Genomic DNA, 19594 nt, shown 5'->3' on the forward strand with positions numbered 1-19594 from the left:
GCAGCCCCCCACGTCCGCGTCGTCGAAGACCACGAATGGATCCGAGCCGCCCAGTTCCAGCACCACCTTCTTCAGGTTGCGCCCGGCAATCTCTGCCACGGCCGCTCCGGCGCGCTCGGAACCGGTCAGGGATACTCCCTGCACCCGGCGGTCGGCGATGATGTCCGCGACCTGGTCATTGGTGGCGAAGATGTTCACATACGCGCCTTGCGGGGCTCCTGCTTCCTTGAAGATCTCCTCCATGGCCAGCGCCGACTCCGGGCACTGCGGCGCGTGCTTGAGCAGGATGGTGTTGCCGTTCATCAGGTTCGGACCGGCGAAGCGTGCCACCTGGTAGTACGGGAAATTCCACGGCATGATGCCCAGCAGCGCGCCGACCGCTTCCTTGCGCACCAGCGCCTTGCCGCCCGAAGCGATCTCCAGCTCCTCGTCGGCCAGGTACCCCGGACCGTTCTTGGCATAGTAGCGGTAGATCGCCGCCACGATGCCGATTTCCCCCAGCGACTGCTTGATGGGCTTGCCCATCTCGCGGGTGATGATCGCGGCCAGCTGATCGGCGCGTGCCTCGTAGATGTCAGCCACCCGCTCCAGCAGGGCGACGCGTTCCTCCAGTGCGGAGACCGACCACTGGGTGTAGGCGTTGTGCGCCTCGGCGATGGCATCCTGGATCTGCGCATCGGTGGCAGTCGGGTAGGTTGCTTCGACTACGCCGGTGGCGGGATTGGTAACGGCATAAGTGGACATGGTGCTCCTTCGAAGATTCGCTTGTTGGACACTTAGCGCCCAGTCTTCCAGCTCCCGTCGCCAATGCCCCGGACTCGTCGGGTATTGGCGTGTTCGCCACGGAAAGTGCCGCTGCTCCTCCAAAGCTGCGAACTGGGCCGCAGCAGGGATTGCAGTACTGCTGGACTCCTCGCAGCTGCGCCGGGTGGTGCGCTGGACGCTCGGGATCCGGCTCGATCCTACTCGCTTGCCTCCTGTTTTCCTGGAAGCTCCGAGCTGTCGCCACCGAACCTGAATGCTTCCTGCGGATTGGCCGCGATCTGTGACCTGCGGCGCGCTCTTGCCTAGCGTCGTAGGCAACCAGCAGCGCTCCGCACGGACTGCGGAGCCGGATGCGCGGCCACCTGCCGCGCCACCCGCAGCTGACGACAGCAGCAGAGGAAGGGAAGACATGAGCACCAACGATTACACCAGTTCGAATCCATTCCCCGATGACCCGCGCAGCACCCCGCAACCCGGAACCGTCCGCCACGGCTTGAACGATCCGGATCCGTTGACCGAGCCGCAAACCGACCTGTTCCCTTCGGGCACTGTCGAACCGGTACCGGCCGACGCGCATGATTCCGATGACCTGCAGCCCGCAGGAAGCGGCAGTACGTCGGGCAAAGCGCAGGCAGCCCAGGATCTGGCGCGCGAGGGCCAGGAATCCGCCACCCACGTACTTGACAGCGCCAAGCAGGAAGCCTCGATGCTCGCTGATCAGGCCAAGGACCAGGCCACCCATCTGTGGGATGAACTCGGCTCCGACCTGAAGGAGCAGACCTCCGCGCAGCAGCGCAAGGTCGCGGCCAACCTGCGCGACATCAGCGATGAGTTCCGCGCCATGCTGGACCAGTCCAGCGCGAGCGGAACCGCCTCCATGCTGGTGGACCAGGCTTCGCATCACAGCGGCCAGGCCGCCGATTGGCTCGAACAGCGCGAACCGCACGACTTGCTGGACGAGGTCAAGGGCTTTGCACGCAAACGCCCTGCCGCCTTCTTGGGGCTGGCGCTGGGCGCCGGCCTGCTGGCAGGACGCATGACCCGGAATGCCAGCGAGCCGAAAGAAGCCACAGGGCACCGCGACCAGGAAGCGGGTCCCGGAACCACCAGCGCACCGAACGCAGCGGCCGGAGATGGACCGGGGCCGGTGCGGGTTGACCCGTCCTTCCACGGAACCACCCGCGTGGATTCGGCAGGCAACCCGCTGCATGACGATTCGGTGGATGTTGACCCGCTGCGCTCCTACCCTCCTGGGGATCCGCGCAGCACCGACTACCGCTAGGAGCATTCGATGACTCACACGACGCCAGATCCCGATTCCGCAGAACATGAACGCAGTTCCCTCGGCGCCCTGTTCAATGACCTGACCCAGAACGTATCGCTGCTGGTTCGCCAAGAGATCGAGCTGGCAAAGACGGAGTTGAAGGAGTCGGCCAGCTCCGCCGGCAAAGGCGCGGGCATGTACGCCGGCGCCGGTGTAGCCGGCCATTTCGTCTTGCTGTTCCTTTCCGTTGCGGCTTTCTTCGGATTGTCGCTCTGGATTGGCTACGGCTTCTCGGCCTTGGTGATCGCCGCCCTCTGGGCGGTCATCGGTCTGGTCTTGGCAAGCGCCGCCAAGAAGAAGATCCAAGAAATCAAGGGACTGCCTGATACGGCCGAGACAGTCAAGAGGATCCCGTCAGCTTTTACTCCGAAGGATGATGCACCATGAGCAAGAACTCAGAAGAACTCCGCGCGGACATCGCCCAGACACGAGGCGACATGCAACAGGATGTGGACGCGATTGCCGACAAGGTCAGTCCCAGCCATATTGCCCACCGCCAATCCGAAAAGGTCAAGGACTCATTCAGGAAGGTGAAGGACTCCGTCATGGGAACCGGTGAATCAACGACTAACCAGCTGCACCACTACGGCGAAGACGCCGCAGAAGCCGTCAGGGACGCACCGCACAGGGTGGCGGAGCAGACCAAGGGCAATCCGCTGGCCGCCGGAATCATCGCCTTCGGGGCAGGACTGCTGGCCTCGTCGCTGCTTCCGGGGACCCAGAAAGAAGCCGAGCTGGTCCAGCGGGTCAAGGACAAGGCAGAACCGCTGGCCGAAGAGGCCAAGGATACGGCGAAGCAGATTGCCGACGACCTGCGGGAGCCTGCGCGGCAGGCCGCCGAGGACCTGCGGGATTCCGCCCAGGAATCCGTGCAAACCGTGAAATCCGAAGCCAATTCCGAAGCCGAGCATCTGCACAGCGAAGCAAAGGACACGGCCAAGGAGATGGATCACGGCTCCTGATCCCCTGGGCGCGGCAAGAGGCTGGTGCGTGCAATCACTGATTGGATCCACCAGCCTCTTGCTCTGCCCGGTAGCCGCCGAGCCAGTCGGGGAGAGCCACCGGATTTAGCTAGCTAAGCTAAATAACCATTAGGATGATTCCATGGAGAACTCCAAATGAATCATTCGGCTATGCCTACCCAGCTGGTATGGTTCCGAGATGATCTGCGCACCAGCGATCACCCGGCATTGGATGCCGCACTTTCTTCCGGTCCGGTGATCGGGGCATATGTCCTGGATCAGGAATCTTCCGGCATCCGCCCGCTGGGCGGCGCGGCCAAATGGTGGCTGCATCAGGCGCTGGAGGACCTTCGCAGATCGCTGGAAAAACTGGGAATCCCGCTCATCCTGCGCCAAGGCCCGGCCACCGGGATCATCAGCGAACTCGTGCACGAAGGCAACGTGCAGACCGTGCACTGGAACCGCCGCTACGGCCACGCCGAACGCGCCGTCGACATGCAGATCAAGCAGGAGCTGCAGGCCCGAGGCGTCCACGCGCGCAGCTACAGCGGAACGCTCTTGCATGAGCCCTGGGAGCTGCTGACCAAGAACAAGACCGGCTACAGGGTCTTCACGCCCTTCTACAACGCGTTGCGCGACGGCGAGATCCGTCCTCCGTTGCCCGCGCCACAGGCACAAGAACCCCTCCCGGACACTAATCTTCCCGCCAGCGTCGAGTTGGAGAGCTTGGGATTGTTGCCGGCTTTGGACTGGATTGACGGACTCGCCGCGCAATGGGAACCCGGAGAAGCGCCTGCGCGCCAGCGCCTGGAGCAGGTGCTGGAATCAATCGCCGAAGACTACCCGGAGCACCATGACCGCCCCGATCTGGACGGAACGTCTGCCCTCTCCCCCGCCTTGCGCTGGGGGCATGTCAGCGCAAGCCAGATGTGGGAGGAGCTGGGCCGGCTGGCCGCCGTAAATCCCGAGGCTTCCGACGGTGCCACCGCGATGCGCCGCCAGCTCGCCTGGCGGGATTTCTGCTGGCACCTGTACTACCATCACCCGCAGCTTCCGGAGCGGAATCTGCGTGCGCAGTTCGATCATTTCGACTGGGCCTGGCCTGAGGCAGACCCGCAGGCCGCGGAATATATGAGCTGTTGGCAACAAGGACGCACCGGTTTCGGTCTAGTGGACGCCGGCATGCAGCAGCTTTGGCAGACCGGATGGATGCATAACCGGGTGCGGATGGTGGCAGCCAGCCTGCTGGTCAAGAACCTGCAAGTGCATTGGAAGGGCGGCGAGCGCTGGTTCTGGGACACCTTGGTAGATGCGGATCTCGCCAGCAATACTGCCAATTGGCAGTGGGTCGCTGGAAGCGGCGCCGACGCTTCCCCATATTTCCGGGTCTTCAACCCGGAACTGCAGGCCAAGAAATTCGATCCCCAGGGAAGCTACACGGCTCGATTCGCGCCGCTGGCCGCGGAGCCCATTGTGGACCTGAAGCAATCGCGGCAGGCTGCATTGGATGCTTACGAGCAGATGAAACTCAGCTCATAGTCGCGAAGCGTCTGGCAGCGAGAAGATGAAGCCCGCAGATCCACGATGACCTGCTATTCGCTGTTTCGGCCCAACGCATTTTCGGCTCGCTCTCTCAACGCATCAGCTTCCTTGCCGAGGGATCCAGAGCGTCCCCAACCGAACACCAATGCGAAAACGCCTACCGCATCCTTGGGTGCCTCCGGTGCCGGCAAATAAGTCCAATCAAGACCAATCCGCCTTGCGTCCTTCTCCGAAGAACTTCTACAGGGTTCCTTCCGGAACCCGCAGAACTCGACACGGACTAGAATCCGTGTCCCAGGAAGGACTGATTGCCATGCGCACATCGCCTAACCGCTTGCTCGCAACGATTTTCGGGGCCGTGTACCTCCTTGTCGGCCTGCTCGGGTTCCTTGTCACTGCCGGCGTGGATTTCTTCGCAACAGAGGGCGGGAAGCTGATCATTTTCGAGGTCAATCCACTTCACAACGTCATCCACCTGGCCATCGGCGCAGCACTGCTCATCGCTGGGCTCGGATCCGTGCGTGCTTCCAAGCTCGCCAACACCACGGTGGGCGCCGTCTACCTCCTGGTTGGCATCCTCGGCCTCTTCTTGGCCTCTACAGCACTGAACATCATTGCCCTGAACGGTGCGGATAACGTCCTGCATCTAGCCAGCGCGATTGTCCTGCTGTCGGTAGGCCTGTCCCAGGACCGGACGCCAGCAGCCCATACTGCACGGTCATGATTTCCCATGAGGCCACGGAGCCTGCCACCGAACCTGCCATCCAAGGGCGAGATGCAGTTGCGAGCTCCGTTGCCTTCGGCGGCCTCTATGCCGGGATCGCCGGACTGGGAGTCGCGGCGCTGGCCGCGGCCTCCTCCGCCAGCCTGGCATCGGCATTCGGGGTCGGGTCCGCCCCGGCACCGTGGTGGGCGTGGCTCGGCGCGATAGCATCCGCGGCCTGGGCCGGGGTGGCGCTGGTGTACGCCGTTGCCAGCCTGCTGAAGGCAGCGGCCCCTGCCGTGAAGCTTGCGGTCCCCTGCCTGGCGCTCGTCTCCTCCGTGCATTTAGCCAGCATTGTTGCCGGCCTTTGGGGGTTCCCGGAGGGAGCGAAGAATCTGGATCTCACTATTGCTTCCTTGCTGCTGCTTGAGCTGTCGGTGCTGGCGGTCTTCGTGTGGCAGCGCAAGCGGCGGAAGAACTATCCGCACCGGGCAGTGCGTTCCAGCAGCCTAGTTGTCCTCGGGAGCATGTTTGCCGGTTCGGTTGCGGTTGCGGCGGTTGCCAGTTTGGGGTTGGCAGCTTCGTCCGCTGGAGAACTCGCGGTACCGCATTCCGAGCACGGCGCTCATCGTTCGGGAGACATCGACCCGGGAATCATTGGCAAGATGAAACAGGCAGAACACCACCACTAGCCGCAGCCAGGGGGCCAGTGCCAGTGATCCAACTGGCCCCGATAGCTGCAGGCTAGGCCCGCGGATCAACAATGATCTTCACGTGTTCCTCATTGTTGTTGATCAGCTGGTCGAACCCTTCGGAAACCAGCTCGTCGAGCCCGATGCGCCCGGTGATGAACGGGGCCAGGTCCAGTTTGCCGCTTTGCACCAGGGCAATGGTGTCCGGATGGTCATTGGCGTAGCCGATGGTGCCGCGCAGGTCGATTTCCTTCAAGACCAGCTTGGGCATGTCCACTTGCGGCTTATGCCCCCAAATCGAAACGTTGACGATCACCCCGCCGGGAGCCACCGCGTCCAGGAGCATGTCCAGCACCACCGGGACCGAGGAGCACTCGAATCCGGTATCCGCACCCCGGCCGCCGGTCGCCTCGCGCACCCGTTCGGCCACGTCCCCTTCCCTGGGATCGAAAATCCCGTCGGCAATTCCGGTTTCCCGCGCCTTGGCCTTGCGGGCCTCGGAGAGTTCCGAGATGTAGACTGTCAGCCCCTTGGCCTTGAGCACCGCTGCGGTCAGCAGGCCGATCGGGCCGGCACCTCCCACGATCGCCACCTGCCCGGCCTTCGCCCCGGAGCGGACGAAGGCGTGGTGGGCCACCGACAGCGGCTCGATCAGCGCGGCCTCATCCAGGGGGATCTTGCCGATGGGATGCACCCAGCGGCGTTCCACGACGATTTTCTCCGATAGCCCTCCGCCGCGGCCGCCCAGGCCGATGAAGTTCATGTCCTGGGAGAGCTGGTACTGCTGGCCTTCGCCGGTGTCCACATCCTCATGGATGATGTACGGTTCCACCACGACGTTCTCGCCGATTTCAAGGCCGGTGACGCCTTCGCCCAGGGCGGTAATGGTTCCGGAGAATTCATGGCCCATGGTCACCGGAGCGCTCTCCCCGGAGAGCGGGTGCGGATGCCCGGCCGGCGGGATGAAGATCGGGCCCTCCAGGTATTCGTGCAGATCGGTGCCGCAGATGCCGCACCAGGCCACGTCGATGGCCACTGTTCCCGGTTTCAGCTGCGGCTCATCGATGTCCTCGATCCGGATGTCCTTCTGGTCGTAGTACCGTGCTGCGCGCATGGCTCCCCCTCGATTCTTCTGCCTTTTGCCGACCGGCCCGATCCCGGCCGGCCATTTCAGCTCCAAGCTACTGCGGCAGCCAAGGTTTGGGAACCGTTGCAAGAGGTTTCATCCGCTGGCTCCAGCAAACCATCCAGCCAAAGCCCAGCCAGCAGTGCGCGGTCTGTTCGCGGCGCACAATGGACTATGGACATCATGTCGGCGGCGCAGCGTTCGGCGCTCATGTCGCGCATTTCCAGCAAGAACACCGGACCGGAACTGGTCCTGCGCCGGTTGCTGCATGCCGCCGGGTACCGCTACAGCGTGCACGGCGTCCTGCCCGCACGGCAAGTTGCCCAGCTGCGTGCTGCGCATCCCGGCATCCCGCTGCGGGGCGGAAAGCTTCCCGGATCCCCGGATCTGGTCTTCAGCGCCCGGCGCAAGGCCATCTTCGTCAACGGCTGCTTCTGGCACGGCCACGACTGCCCGGTGGGCCAGCGGCGCCCCGCATCCAATACCGGGTACTGGAACCCCAAGCTGGATGCCAACATCGCCCGGGACCAGCGCAATCGCGATAGCCTGGCGGCCCTTGGCTGGGAATCGCTGACGCTCTGGGAATGCGAGCTGAAGGCGATGGATGGCGTCTTGGACAGGGCGGCAAGTTTCCTCGGACCGGCACGGATCCTGCCGGGCAGCCCCGGCGGGCAGGACCCGTCCCAGGGCACCGGTGTTGGCTAAGATCAAAGAGTCCGCCCGATCTGCCCGCAGCGCACCTGCCCGTTCCCCGAGGTCCATGAAAACCAGCACGTCCCGCTTCGAAGTCCCGGTACTGCTGGGAACCCAGACGCTGTTCAATATCGGCTTCTACGCCGTGGTTCCCTTTCTTGCCGTAGTGCTGGCCAACGACTTCCTGTTGGCAGGCGCCGCGGTGGGCCTGATCCTGGGCATCCGGACTTTCGCCCAGCAGGGCCTCTTCCTGGCCGGAGGCAGCCTGGCCGATCGCTTCGGCGCCCGGCGCATGATCCTCATTGGCTGCGCAGTGCGCGCCGCCGGGTTCTTCACGCTGGCCGCCTCCCTATCCTTGGGCGACCCGAAGCTCTGGTTGTTCATCCTTGGCACATTGCTCACCGGATTCGGCGGGGCGCTTTTCTCTCCGGGCCTGAGCATTCTGGTGGGCGCGGCCCAGACCGCGCGCGACAGGGGCCAGCCCACGGGAGCCAAGCGGGCCACGCTCTTTGCGTGGCTGAGCGTCACCGGAGAAATCGGCGCGGTGGCTGGACCGCTGGTGGGAGCGGCCTTGTGGGATTGGGGGTTCGCGGCCGTTGCAGGTTTCGGGGCAATCTTCTTCATCGCCATCGGACTGTTCCTGGCTGCGGCATTGCGCCGCTACGCTCAGGAAGGCACTTCGCTGGATCATGCCGGGCCACGAGCCAAGCGGCCGGCCCAGCCTGGCAGCCTGCGCCGTTGCCTGGCGGACCGGAAATTCGTGGCCTTCTGCGCCTTGCATGCCTCGGACCTGCTGGCATACAACCAGCTCTATTTGGCCATTCCCCTGGAATTGGAACGCACGGGCCTGCCCACCCAGTGGCTGGGACTGGTTTTCGCGTGGATCTCCGTGCTGACCCTGGGCTTGCAATTGCCCATCGCATGGCTCGCCGCACGGAGCGGCGCGGCGGCGACCCTGCGTTGCGGATATGTCTCCAGCGCCCTGGGGTTCGGCGTGCTCGCTTTTCTCCCCGCCACGGCTTTTGGCGAAAATACCGCGGCGGTACGCATCTTGTGCGCGGTCACCCTACTGGCCTTGGGGCATATGAGCGTGCACCCTGCAGCTCTTTCTCTGGTTCCCGGATTCGCCGGGCACCGGGGTACCGGATCCTACTTCGGCTTGCTGTCCAGTTGCGGCGGCCTGGCGGTGCTGCTGGGGAATCTGCTGGTGGGCTGGCTCTTGTCCCAGGCCGGCCAGGGCCACGTCCCCGGATTCCTGCCGTGGCTGGTTCTCATCATTCCGCTGGTCCTTGCTTCTTGGCTTGGCGCGTCGCTCGTGCGGCGTTCAGGCCTGCAGACCCAGGGTGCGTGAACTGCGACACATGACGCGCTGCCCTCGCAGATTTTCCACGGGGCACCCCAAGTTTGCACTACTCAGCTTCCACTCTTCCCAGGCTCTCGGCGGGGGATTTTCCTCCGCTTTCCTTGCCGGGTCATAATCAGCAAAACGAGTCAACTAATTAGGGTACGCTTACCGAGGCTCTATTGCATTAGATGCCAATCCATCACGTAATGCCGAAGGATTTCCATGAAACTTGGACGATTGAGCGCTGCCGCAGGTTTTGCGGCCATTGCCCTGGCGCTGACCGCCTGCAGCTCCACCCCTGCGAGCTCCGCCCCGGAACAAGCCGCGGACTCGGAAGCCCGCGTGGTCGTGGCCAATTTCCGCGCCCCGGTATCCAATTGGGCGTTGGAAAGCGACGACGCCTATGTGCTCTCCATCGCCGGTTGCTTGGAAACCCTGGCCAAATACAACCAGAGCACCAAAACCGTTGAACCGATGCTCGCTGCTTCCTGGAAGCAGTCCTCGGATACCGAATGGGATTTCGAGCTGCGCAAGAACGTACTGTTCCAGGATGGCACCGCCATGGATGCCAAGGCCGTTGCCGGCTCGCTGAACCACGTCCTTAAGGCCACCGCTCCAGCCCGTGCGGTGAACCCCAAGACCATCAAGAAGGTCCAGGCCCTCGACGCTGATACCGTGCGCGTCACCACCCCCGCCGCGGATCCGCTGCTGCCCTACCGCATGGCCAGCGTGAACGCCGGCGTGCTTTCCCCTGCCGCGTACACCGGTAAGGGCATCGATCCGATGAATCACTGCACCGGACCATTTGCCCCGGTCTCCGAAAAGGCCGGGCAGTCCCTGACGTTGGACCGCAATGAGAATTACTGGGACGGAGAGGTGAAGCTGGCTGGCGGCGAAATCCGCTACATCACCGAAGGCGCCACCCGCGCCACCCAGGTGCAGACCGGTGAAGCGGACATTTCCATGTCCATCCCGGCCACCAGCTTGGCGGCCTTGGAAGCCGATAGCAAGATCAGCGTGCTCAAGGCCGATTCGCCTCGCACCTCGACCCTGTACCTGAACAACTCGCGTGCCCCATTCGAGAACCTGGACCTGCGCAAGGCCGCCACCATGGCCTTGGATCTGCCGGCCATGGCCGCCAGCATCTACGAAGGCGCAGCGCAGCCTGCCACCGGCCCCTTCGCCCCGAGCGAGCCGTGGGCCAACCCGGATCTGGCCGTACCGCAGGTGAATATCGAAGAAGCCAAGAAGCTGGTGGAAGCTTCCGGATACCAGCAGGACAAGCCCCTGGAAATCATTGCGATCACCGAACGCGCGGAGTTCGCCGGCGTGGGCGCCATCATCCAGGAGCAGTTCAAGCAGATCGGCTTGCAGGCCAATGTGGTGACCAAGTCCTACGGCGCCGCGGAACCGGATGTGCTGGCCGGCAACTACGACATGATCCTCAGCCAGCGCAACCGGATGATCGACATTGCCGATCCGATCGGCTTCCTGCAGTCCGACTACACCTGCGAGGGCGGCTACAACCTGAGCCACTACTGCAACAAGGACTACGACCAGCTGATCGGCCAGGCACTGGCAGAGAAGGACGAGGCCCAGCGCCACGACCTGTACCGCCAGGCAGGCAATCTGCTCGCCGACGACGCAGCGAACGTCTGGCTGGTCAACGAGCAGGCTATCGACGGCGTGGGAGCCAAGGTCCAGGGCTACGTCCAGGACCCGCTGACCCGCTACGTGCTGACCAAGGATCTGGCGAAGACCAGCTAGCGTGTCACCTCTAGCCATCATGCTGCGCCGGGCCATTGGACTCGGCGCAGCAGTTCTGCTTTCATCCTTCGCGGTATTCCTGGTCCCCTTCGTTTCCCCCGGGGACCCCGTGCGGTCCTTGCTGCGCGCCCGCATGGACATCGGGGCCGCCGACGAGGCAACGGTGCAGGCCTACGCACAGCAATTCGGCCTGCCACGACCCGATGCTGGTGCAGTTCGGACGGTGGCTGGGCCGGTTCGCCACTGGAGACATGGGCATCTCGCATATCAGCGGCACCCCGGTAGCCGACCAGGTGCTGCCGGCCATTGGCGTCACCCTGTCCTTGGCCGGCAGCGCGTTGGTGGTGGCCATCGCCGTGTCCATTGTCTTGGGAGTGCTGTCGGCCACCCGTGCCGGGAGGTGGCCCGATAGGCTGATCACCTCGGCGACCCATGCGTTGATTGCCATCCCCGAATATGCGCTGGCTCCGCTGCTGGTCCTGCTCTTCGCGGTGCGCTGGTCATTGCTTCCCTCGGCCGGTTTCGATTCCCCGGCCTCGTTGGTGCTCCCGGTCTCCATTCTGGCTTTGCGCCCAATCAGCTTCTTCACCGTCGCGGTGCGCTCGGGGGTGCGCCAGGCATTGGACTCCGAGCACGTGCTGGCCGCCCGCGCCCGCGGGCTGAGCAGCACCCAGGGGCTGGTCCGCCATGTGGTTCCCCACGGTTTGCTGCCGCTGTGGACCATGGTGGGTGTCTGGTTTGCCGGACTGCTGGGCGGGTCGGTCATCGTGGAAGTCATCTTCGCCATTCCCGGAATGGGCCGGCTGATCTTCGACTCCATCGTCGATGCCGATATCCCGGTCGCCCAGGGTGGCGTGGTGGTGGTCGTCACCTGTGCCGTACTGGTGACCGGAATCGTTGACCTGGTGCACAGGATCAGCGATCCCAATGTGAGGATTGGTGTACGACATGGCTAGGAATCATTCCAGGGAAATCCTGCTTTCTCCTCCCGCGTTCATCTTGCTGGCGGTGGTCATCCTGACCATCGCCGCTCCGTGGATTTCCCCCTACAACCCCGACGCCCAGAACCTGGCGGACCGGTTGCAGGGACCCAGCCTGTCCCATCTGCTGGGCACCGATGCCCTGGGCCGCGACACCTTGAGCCGCGTGCTGCACGGTGGCCGGTTCTCGCTATCGGTAGCGCTGATCACCACGCTGTTCGCGCTGCTGGTTGGCACGGCACTGGGCCTGCTCAGCGCGGTGCGCGGCGGGTGGCTGGATGAGCTCTTCCTGCGCGTGAACGACTTGCTGCTCGCGCTGCCCGAAATCGTGATTGCGCTGCTGATCATCGCAGTCATGGGTCCCGGATTCTTCACCATGGTGCTTTCCGTGGGCGTCGTGGCATGGACTCCCACCGCACGGTTGGTGCGTTCCATGGCGGCCCAGGCGTTATCCACCCACCATGTCGAAGCCTCCAGGCATGTCGGCGCTTCGCGCTGGTTCATCCTGCGCCACCACGTCCTGCCCTTCGTGGCTGGACCGGTGCTGGCCCAGGCGGCATTGCGCTTCGGGCTGCTGCTGGTATTGCTCGGCTCCTTGTCCTATCTGGGCATCGGCGTCCAGCCGCCGCAGTCCGACTGGGGTTCAATGCTGGCCGAAGCCCAGCCCCATGCCATCCGCTCCCCTTGGGGCCTGATTGCGCCGGGCGCAGCCATCTTCCTGGTCAGCTTCTGCGTCACCTTGCTGGGCAATCGCATCACCCACGTGCTGGGCGGGCAGGACGTGCTTGCCACCGAGGCCAAGGCGGAAGCCCATGACTAGAGAACTTGAATTCATTGACCTTTCGGTCAGCTCCGGCGATCAGCGATTGCTCTCCGAGGCACGCGGCGCCCTGCGAGCTGGCGAATTGGTGGCGGTGGTCGGGCGTTCCGGTTCCGGCAAGACGCTGCTCACCAAGGCGATCATCGGCCTGCTGCCCCAGCAGCTGCGTGCCGAGGGCCAGATCCTGCTTGATGGCCGGCGCCTTGACCAGCTGGGCGAGAAGGCCATGGACTCGGTGCGCGGACGGCGCATCAGCATGCTGTTCCAGCAGCCCAAGCGCGTGATGAACCCGCGGCTGACCATCCGCGCGCATCTGCTTGAAGCCCTGGGAGCCCACGGCTGGGGCAAAGCCCGCCAGCACGAGCAGCAGGTGCTGTCCTTGCTCGAAGAAGTAGGCCTGTCCCCTGCCCAGCAGATTGCCGGCCAGCGCCCGGACCAGCTCTCCGGCGGGATGGCCCAACGCGCCATGCTGGCCATCGCCTTGGCCGCTGACCCGGAGTTCATTTTGGCTGATGAACCAACGTCATCCTTGGATTCGATCCTCAAGGCCGAAGTACTCCAGCTCTTGCGCCGCAAGCAGCAGGAACGTGGCGTGGGCGTCCTGTTCATCACCCACGACATCGCCAGCATCCAGCACATCGCCGACCGCGTCGTGGTGGTCAGCGACGGGCAAATTGTGGACCAGTGCCCCACCGCGCACATCTTCTCCAAGGACCGCCATTCCAAGACACGCGAACTGGTGGAAGCCAGCTTGCCTCCCCTGCGCACGCCACGAACGAAGGATTCCGCCTGCTTGCTGGAAGCAGTGGATGCGGGCAAGAACTACACGCGCCGCGCAAAGGGACCGGCAGCATTGAAGCCCACAAGCTTGCGCCTGCACGGCGGCCAGGTCTTAGGAGTGGTGGGCCGCTCCGGCTCGGGCAAGAGCACCTTCGCCAGGCTGCTGGCCGGGTTGGAAGAGCCAACGACCGGACGGATCATCGATACGCACCGCAATGGCGAAGCAACGCGAGTGCAGGTCATTGCCCAGGAACCGTACTCGTCCTTCGATCCTCGGCTTTCCCTCCGCACGTCGATGAGCGCGGCGGTGCACCGGCTGCCGGCAATCCAGGCCGGAGAACGCATGGCGCAGGCCGTGGCCCAGGTGGGATTGGCCGAGCAATTACTGGATCGCAGGCCGGGCCAGTGCTCCGGCGGCCAGCTCCAGCGCCTGGCCATCGCGCGGGCGCTGCTGACCGACCCCCAGGTATTGATTTGCGATGAGTCCACCTCGGCACTGGATTCGGTAGCCCAGCGCCACATCCTGGACCTGCTGCTTGATTTGCGCGAGCGAATGGGGCTGAGCCTGGTGGTCATCTCCCACGACATGGACGTGATCCGCTATGTGAGTGACGACGTAGCCGTGTTCTACGAGGGCGAGCTGGTGGAGCATCGGCCGCTCAACGATTTCCTGGGCTACGCGGAACATCAGCACAGCAAGGATCTCGTGGCCGCGCTGGACCTCACCGCAGCGGTTCCTGCTGCCGGCTGATTTCTGCTCGCGTAAGAAATCCCGGAACTCTTGTGCCCTGACTTGGAGCGCTTATAGATTGATGGACTATGACCGACAGTTCGCAGAAGAATCCGTCCATTACCCGCCGGTTGCCATTGCTGGCCCTATGCGCAGCCTTGTTCCTTGCAGGCTGTTCGGCTCCAGCCCCGGATTCCGGCGACGCCCAGGAGCCAGCTTCCGAGAGCACCCGACTGGCCAGCGTAGCTGAAGCCGGAACGCTGAAGGTCTGCACCACCGGGGACTACCGGCCGTTCACCTATCTTGACCCGGACACCGGGCAATGGTCGGGAATCGACATCACGATGGCCAAGAATCTTGCCGAGTCGATGGGCGCAGAGCCCGAGTTCATCCAGACCTCATGGAAGGACTTGATGCCGGACTTCCTCTCCGAATGCGATATCGCCGTGGGCGGAGTATCCATTTCCATGGAACGCGCCCAGCAGGCCTACTACAGCGAAGCCACCCTGGACGAGGGCAAGACGCCAATCACCTTGTGCGAGAACGTGGAGAAGTACGACACGGTCAAGGAAATCAACCAGCCCGGGGTCCGTTCCATCACCCCGATTGGCGGGACCAATGAGAAGTTCGCTGATGCGAACTACCCGAAGGGCGAGATCATCCGTTTCGAGGACAACAACAAGATCTTCGATGAGATCATTGCCGGGCGTGCCGACGTGATGACCACCGACGCCTCGGAGACCCGCTGGGTGGCCAACGAGCACCCCGAGCTGTGCGCGGTGCACCCGGATCAGCCATTCAATTTCTCCCAGAAGGCGTACCTGCTACCGCTGGGCGATGACGAGTTCCAGGAATACGTGAACCAGTGGCTGAACATGGCCAAGAACGATGGGACTCTCGCGGCTGCCGAGAAGCCCTGGTTCGGATAGCCGCCGCCAGAACATGACAATAGGCCAGCGGCCACACCCCGAACTATTCGGGGCGTGGCCACTGGCTTCTTCTAGTCCTTGAACTGGCCCAAACCTGGAACTGCTAATGCATGTGGCTGCCGCCATTGATGTCAATGGTGGTGCCGGTCAGGTAGGAAGCGCCTTCGGAGGCCAGGAAACCAATGACCGATGCGACTTCTCCGGTGGTTGCGGTGCGCCCAATGGGGATGCCCGCGGCAATGGCCGCCTCCTGCTCGTCGGTGCTGCCAACACGGATGTTGGTATCCACAGCGCCCGGCGCAATCGCATTGACGGTGACGCCGCTGGCCGAGATCTCGCGGGCCAGCGCCTTGGTGAACCCAAGGATTGCCGCTTTCGCTGAGGAATACGGGACCTTGCCGAATACTCCGCCGCCCCGCTGAGCAGAGACAGAGGACATGTTGATCACTCGTCCCCATCCGCTCTCGATCATTTCCGGCAGGAATGCCTTGGTCACCAGGTAAGTGCCCGTGGCGTTGACGTTCATGATCTTGTTCCAGATCTCCAAAGTCGTATCCAGGAAATCCACCGGGGAGGTAATCCCCGCGATGTTCACGACGGCGCCGGTAGGAGGCAGTTCCCCCGCGGCGACGCGGGCTGCCACCGCCGCCTGGGCCGCGGCGACCGAGGATTCGTCGGCAACGTCGATCTGGTGGCCGAATGCCGGCACGCCAAATTCCTCTGCAATCTCCGTGGCTACGCGCTCGGATGCGGAGTGGTCCAGATCCAGAATCGCTATGCCCCAGCCTTCCCGGGCCAGGTGCCGGGCGGTTTCGATGCCGATCCCCTGTTGCGAGGTGGCACCGGTTAGTACTGCAGTGCGCTGGGTTTGATTCATCGGATTCCTGCTTTCAATACGGCCCGCCCGGACAACGATGAGGCGAACTTGGTGGTTGCGGTGCTCTGCTCTGGACAAACGCACCAGAAGTTTGTGGTGCACACCACGATAGTTTTGTTTACTGTTGACAGTCAACTGTTAAATTTTCCCTTGACAGAACTTGTGCCGTCGCTCACACTTCTATTAGTGTTGACTGTCAACAATGAAAATTGCCCGCATCCCACAACTCACGAAGGGAGCCACTCATGAGCAGCGAAGCTCTAGAAATGCGTGGCCCGATCCACGGCACCAAGGACGCCAAGCGCGTCGCGATAGGCTCCAGCGTTGGAGCCACCATTGAAACCTACGATTTCATCGGCTTCGGCACCGCGGCCGCCCTGTATTTCGGACACGCATTCTTCCCCGGCGCTGACCCGCTCACGGGAACGCTTGCATCCTTCGCCACCCTGGGCGTCGGCTTTGCAGCCCGGCCGCTGGGCGGGATTATCGGCGGCCATCTCGGTGACAAGATCGGGCGCAAGCCGGTGCTTGTCACTTCGCTGATCGTCATGGGTCTTGCCACATTCTTCATCGGCGTGCTGCCCACCTACGAGCAGGTCGGCGTGCTGGCTCCAGCGCTTCTGGTCTTCGTGCGCATCGTCCAGGGCCTGGCCTTCGGCGCCGAATGGGGCGGGGCAATCCTGATGACCTACGAACACGCGCCATGGAAGCAAAAGGGCAGGTTCACCGGGATTGTCCAGTCCGGATTCCCGGTAGGGCTGCTGCTGGCCAATCTGGTGTTCCTGGTCAGCGTGCACTTGCCTGGCGACTGGGGATGGCGTGTTCCGTTCCTGGCCAGCCTGCTGCTGGTGATCGTGGGACTGGTCATCCGTTCGAAGGTCCCGGAGTCCCCGGTCTTCGATGACGTGAAGAAATCAGGGCAGATCGTCAAGTCGCCGATCAAGGATGTCATTCGCACCGACTGGCGCAATATCCTGCGCGGCATCGGGCTTCGCATTGCCGAGACCGCGGGCTACGCGGTCTCCATCACCTACATGATCTCCTACCTGCACACCACTGGCTTGGCCGCGAACTGGCAGACGCTGACCGCCTTGAGCATCGCCTCGGCCATCGGCATCTACGCGACCTACCGCTGGGGCCGGCTCACCGACCGCGTTGGACGTCGCACCGTCTACCTCTTCGCTTGCGCCTTTGCCGCGCTCTTCGGCATTCCGATGTTCCTCATGGTCAACACCGGCTCGTTCCTGATGATCATTGCCACGATCGTGATCTCCTATGCCATCTGCCAGAACTCCATGGCAGGTGCCCAGGGAGCCTGGTTCCCGGAGCTCTTCCAGGCCAAGACCCGCTCCTCCGGCGCCTCACTGGCTTACCAGATTTCGGCCATGGTTTCCGGTTTCACCCCGTTCATCACCACTTTGCTTTTCATGCAGTTCGGCTGGATGGGCCCGGCCGCGCTCTTCATCGGCTACGCGCTAATCGGCCTGTGGGCGGCTCTGGTGACCAAGGAAACCTGGGGCCCTCGCGAACGCCACCTTACTGACCAAGCCATCGCCGAGAATCCGCAGGCAAGTTGCGTCTGACCCGGTGAGCCAACCCGAACCCCGACCCGTTGAATTCCTGAAAGGACTTCCCATGGCAATTGCAGCCACCGACAACCAGACGCTGACTTTGGGCCAGCGCACCGAAAGGGTCCGCGACGCCGCCTACCGCATCCGCCACCACTCGCTGAACATGGGCGAGGTGCAGGGCCAAGGATATGTAGGTCAAGCATTGGGCGCTGCGGACATGTTCGCGGCCGTCTACGCGGACCAGCTGGACTTCCGTCCGGCAGAACCTGACTGGGAAGACCGTGATCGCTTCCTGCTTTCCACCGGCCACTACGCCATCGGCTTCTATGCCGCATTGGCCGAAGCGGGCATCATCCCGGTGGAAGAGCTGGAAACCTACGGGTCGGACGATTCGAGGCTTCCGATGTCCGGAATGTCCACCTACACCCCGGGCATGGAAATCTCCGGCGGCTCGCTGGGCCACGGCCTGTCCATCGCCGTGGGCATGACCCTGGGGCTGCGCCACCAGAACAGGACCCAGCGGGTGATCAATTTCCTCTCCGATGGCGAACTGGATGAAGGCTCCACGTGGGAAGCGGCCATGGGTGCCGCACACCACCAGCTGGGCCAGCTGACGGCCATGGTGGACATCAATGCCCTGCAAGCCGATGGCGCGACCGCCGGGGTGCTGCGCACCGAACCGGTCACCGAGAAATGGGAAGCCTTCGGCTGGTACGCCCAGCGGATCAACGGCAATGACCCGCGAGCGCTGCTGCAGGCCTTCGACAACATCGCGGCCCAAGCGGCCCTCGCCTCGCGCCCCTCGGTCATCCTGTGCGACACCAAGGTAGGCCGCGGCGTTCCGCTGCTGGAAAACCGCGAGAAAGCCCACTTCATGCGCATTGAAGACAACGAATGGCAGATCTGCCGCGACCAACTCACCGAAGGCTTCGAAGGGAGCAACTCCTAAATGTCTGCCACCGCTAAACCACGACTGAAAACCTCGGCCATGATTGCCTCCTTCGCGGAGCCCGGCCAGAAGACCGCGCCAGCGCCTTTCGGCCATGCCCTGGCCAAGGCGGCCGAGCAGGATCCGCGCATCGTGGGCCTGACTGCCGATCTGGGCAAGTACACGGATATGCACATCTTCGCCCAGCAGCATCCCGAGCGCTTCTTCCAGATGGGCATGGCCGAGCAGCTGCTGTTCGGGGCCGCCGCGGGCTTCGCCGAAACCGGCATGATCCCCTTTGCTTCCACCTATTCGGTGTTCGCGGCCCGGCGGGCCTATGACTTCCTGTGCCTGGATATCGCCGAGCCGAACCTCAACGTGAACATCGTTGGCGGCCTGCCGGGGCTGACCACCGGCTACGGCCCGAGCCACCAGGCCACCGAGGACATTGCCATCTTCCGCGGGATGCCGAACCTGACCATCGTGGATCCCTGCGATTCGGTGGACATCGAGCAATCGGTGCCGCAGCTAGCGGCTTCTGAAGGGCCAACCTACCTGCGCCTGCTGCGCGGCAAGGTGCCTACCGTCCTGGATGAATACGACTACAGCTTCGAATTGGGCAAGGCAAAAGTACTACGCGGTGGACGTGACGTCGTCTTCGTCTCCAGCGGCCTGATGACCATGCGCGCACTGGATGCCGCGAAGGAACTGGCCAAGCACAACGTGGACGTTTCCGTGGTCCACTCCCCCACCATCAAGCCCTTCGACTCGGAAACAGTTCTGAAGGAGGTGGCCGGGGACCGTCTGGTAGTCACGCTGGAAAACCACTCGGTCATCGGCGGGTTGTTCGAAACTCTGGCTTCCACCATGATCCGCGGCGGTGTTTCCTCTAAGGTCGTTCCCATCGGCCTGCCCGATGAGTTCTTGGATGCGGGCGCATTGCCAACACTCCATGACCGCTATGGGTTGTCGATCAGCGCGATTGTGTCCAAGGTCCTGGCAGAGCTTAGCTAGATCTGCCTCGATCATCTTGCTGATTCGTCTTGGGGGGGTGCAGTGC

Annotated in this window: 20 protein-coding genes; 16 read left to right on the forward strand and 4 right to left on the reverse strand. The window is 63.4% G+C overall.

The genetic code is table 11. The features are described from left to right. On the reverse strand, positions 1–744 hold a 744-nt coding region (locus ACNPM8_RS01170), incomplete at its 3' end, for an aldehyde dehydrogenase family protein (RefSeq protein ID WP_448939070.1). A gap of 430 nt (positions 745–1174) precedes the next feature. Between ACNPM8_RS01170 and ACNPM8_RS01175 the strand changes: the two genes are divergently transcribed. From ACNPM8_RS01175 to ACNPM8_RS01200, 6 genes are all read left to right on the forward strand, one after another. After that, positions 1175–2047: a hypothetical protein gene (locus ACNPM8_RS01175; RefSeq protein ID WP_448939071.1), complete on the forward strand. Its 873-nt coding sequence runs from the start codon at positions 1175–1177 to the stop codon at positions 2045–2047. Between the two features lie 9 nt (positions 2048–2056). Continuing rightward, positions 2057–2476: a phage holin family protein gene (locus tag ACNPM8_RS01180; RefSeq protein WP_448939072.1), complete on the forward strand. Its 420-nt coding sequence runs from the start codon at positions 2057–2059 to the stop codon at positions 2474–2476. Further along, positions 2473–3051, forward strand: a complete 579-nt coding sequence (locus ACNPM8_RS01185; protein ID WP_448939073.1) for a DUF3618 domain-containing protein — start codon at positions 2473–2475, stop codon at positions 3049–3051. The genes ACNPM8_RS01180 and ACNPM8_RS01185 overlap by 4 nt, the downstream gene beginning before the upstream one ends. A gap of 156 nt (positions 3052–3207) precedes the next feature. Continuing rightward, a complete protein-coding gene (locus tag ACNPM8_RS01190) occupies positions 3208–4590 on the forward strand; it encodes a cryptochrome/photolyase family protein (RefSeq protein ID WP_448939074.1) in 1383 nt (460 codons plus the stop codon). Positions 4591–4906: 316 nt separating this feature from the next. Then, positions 4907–5317 (forward strand): DUF4383 domain-containing protein, encoded by a 411-nt coding sequence (locus ACNPM8_RS01195; RefSeq protein ID WP_041650329.1) that lies wholly within the window; start codon positions 4907–4909, stop codon positions 5315–5317. Further along, positions 5314–5988 carry a hypothetical protein gene (locus tag ACNPM8_RS01200; protein WP_400341440.1) on the forward strand — a complete coding sequence of 225 codons (675 nt, stop codon included), beginning with the start codon at positions 5314–5316 and terminating at the stop codon, positions 5986–5988. Before ACNPM8_RS01195 ends, ACNPM8_RS01200 begins: the two co-directional genes overlap by 4 nt. A 52-nt stretch (positions 5989–6040) precedes the next feature. Here ACNPM8_RS01200 and ACNPM8_RS01205 read toward each other — a convergent pair whose 3' ends face one another. Continuing rightward, positions 6041–7102: a 2,3-butanediol dehydrogenase gene (locus ACNPM8_RS01205; protein WP_448939075.1), complete on the reverse strand. Its 1062-nt coding sequence runs from the start codon at positions 7100–7102 to the stop codon at positions 6041–6043. Between the two features lie 186 nt (positions 7103–7288). Between ACNPM8_RS01205 and ACNPM8_RS01210 the strand changes: the two genes are divergently transcribed. The 3 genes from ACNPM8_RS01210 to ACNPM8_RS01220 all read left to right on the forward strand — a co-directional run bounded on the left by ACNPM8_RS01210 (position 7289) and on the right by ACNPM8_RS01220 (position 10919). Further along, positions 7289–7819, forward strand: coding sequence for a very short patch repair endonuclease (locus ACNPM8_RS01210; protein ID WP_448939076.1), 531 nt, complete (start codon positions 7289–7291; stop codon positions 7817–7819). Between the two features lie 55 nt (positions 7820–7874). Then, complete coding sequence (locus ACNPM8_RS01215) at positions 7875–9158, forward strand: MFS transporter (RefSeq protein ID WP_448939077.1); 1284 nt, start codon at positions 7875–7877, stop codon at positions 9156–9158. A 216-nt stretch (positions 9159–9374) separates the two neighbouring features. Next, complete coding sequence (locus ACNPM8_RS01220; protein ID WP_448939078.1) at positions 9375–10919, forward strand: ABC transporter substrate-binding protein; 1545 nt, start codon at positions 9375–9377, stop codon at positions 10917–10919. A gap of 61 nt (positions 10920–10980) precedes the next feature. Here the strand turns inward: ACNPM8_RS01220 and ACNPM8_RS01225 are convergent, their stop codons facing one another. Beyond that, on the reverse strand, positions 10981–11172 hold the full coding sequence (locus ACNPM8_RS01225; RefSeq protein ID WP_448939079.1) for a hypothetical protein: 192 nt from the start codon (positions 11170–11172) through the stop codon (positions 10981–10983). Here ACNPM8_RS01225 and ACNPM8_RS01230 point away from each other — a divergent pair. From ACNPM8_RS01230 to ACNPM8_RS01245, 4 genes are all read left to right on the forward strand, one after another. Beyond that, positions 11171–11875, forward strand: a complete 705-nt coding sequence (locus tag ACNPM8_RS01230) for an ABC transporter permease (RefSeq protein WP_448939080.1) — start codon at positions 11171–11173, stop codon at positions 11873–11875. The two genes, ACNPM8_RS01225 and ACNPM8_RS01230, sit on opposite strands and share 2 nt — an antisense overlap. Next, positions 11868–12719 (forward strand): ABC transporter permease, encoded by an 852-nt coding sequence (locus tag ACNPM8_RS01235; protein ID WP_286172304.1) that lies wholly within the window; start codon positions 11868–11870, stop codon positions 12717–12719. The genes ACNPM8_RS01230 and ACNPM8_RS01235 overlap by 8 nt, the downstream gene beginning before the upstream one ends. Beyond that, positions 12712–14250, forward strand: coding sequence for an ABC transporter ATP-binding protein (locus ACNPM8_RS01240; protein WP_448939081.1), 1539 nt, complete (start codon positions 12712–12714; stop codon positions 14248–14250). The genes ACNPM8_RS01235 and ACNPM8_RS01240 overlap by 8 nt, the downstream gene beginning before the upstream one ends. Positions 14251–14318: 68 nt before the next feature. Continuing rightward, complete coding sequence (locus tag ACNPM8_RS01245; protein ID WP_181149055.1) at positions 14319–15158, forward strand: transporter substrate-binding domain-containing protein; 840 nt, start codon at positions 14319–14321, stop codon at positions 15156–15158. A 103-nt stretch (positions 15159–15261) separates the two neighbouring features. Here the strand turns inward: ACNPM8_RS01245 and ACNPM8_RS01250 are convergent, their stop codons facing one another. Continuing rightward, positions 15262–16035 (reverse strand): SDR family NAD(P)-dependent oxidoreductase, encoded by a 774-nt coding sequence (locus tag ACNPM8_RS01250; protein WP_448939082.1) that lies wholly within the window; start codon positions 16033–16035, stop codon positions 15262–15264. A gap of 245 nt (positions 16036–16280) precedes the next feature. On the opposite strand from ACNPM8_RS01250, the gene ACNPM8_RS01255 reads away from it, so the two are divergent. Genes ACNPM8_RS01255 through ACNPM8_RS01265 form a run of 3 tightly spaced genes read left to right on the forward strand, consistent with a single transcriptional unit; the run spans position 16281 to position 19548 of the window. Beyond that, a complete protein-coding gene (locus ACNPM8_RS01255; RefSeq protein ID WP_448939083.1) occupies positions 16281–17618 on the forward strand; it encodes an MFS transporter in 1338 nt (445 codons plus the stop codon). Between the two features lie 52 nt (positions 17619–17670). Beyond that, positions 17671–18555 carry a transketolase gene (locus ACNPM8_RS01260; protein WP_448939084.1) on the forward strand — a complete coding sequence of 295 codons (885 nt, stop codon included), beginning with the start codon at positions 17671–17673 and terminating at the stop codon, positions 18553–18555. Beyond that, a complete protein-coding gene (locus ACNPM8_RS01265; protein ID WP_448939085.1) occupies positions 18556–19548 on the forward strand; it encodes a transketolase family protein in 993 nt (330 codons plus the stop codon). Positions 19549–19594: the final 46 nt, after the last annotated feature.

The organism is Glutamicibacter sp. AGC46, assembly GCF_053543715.1.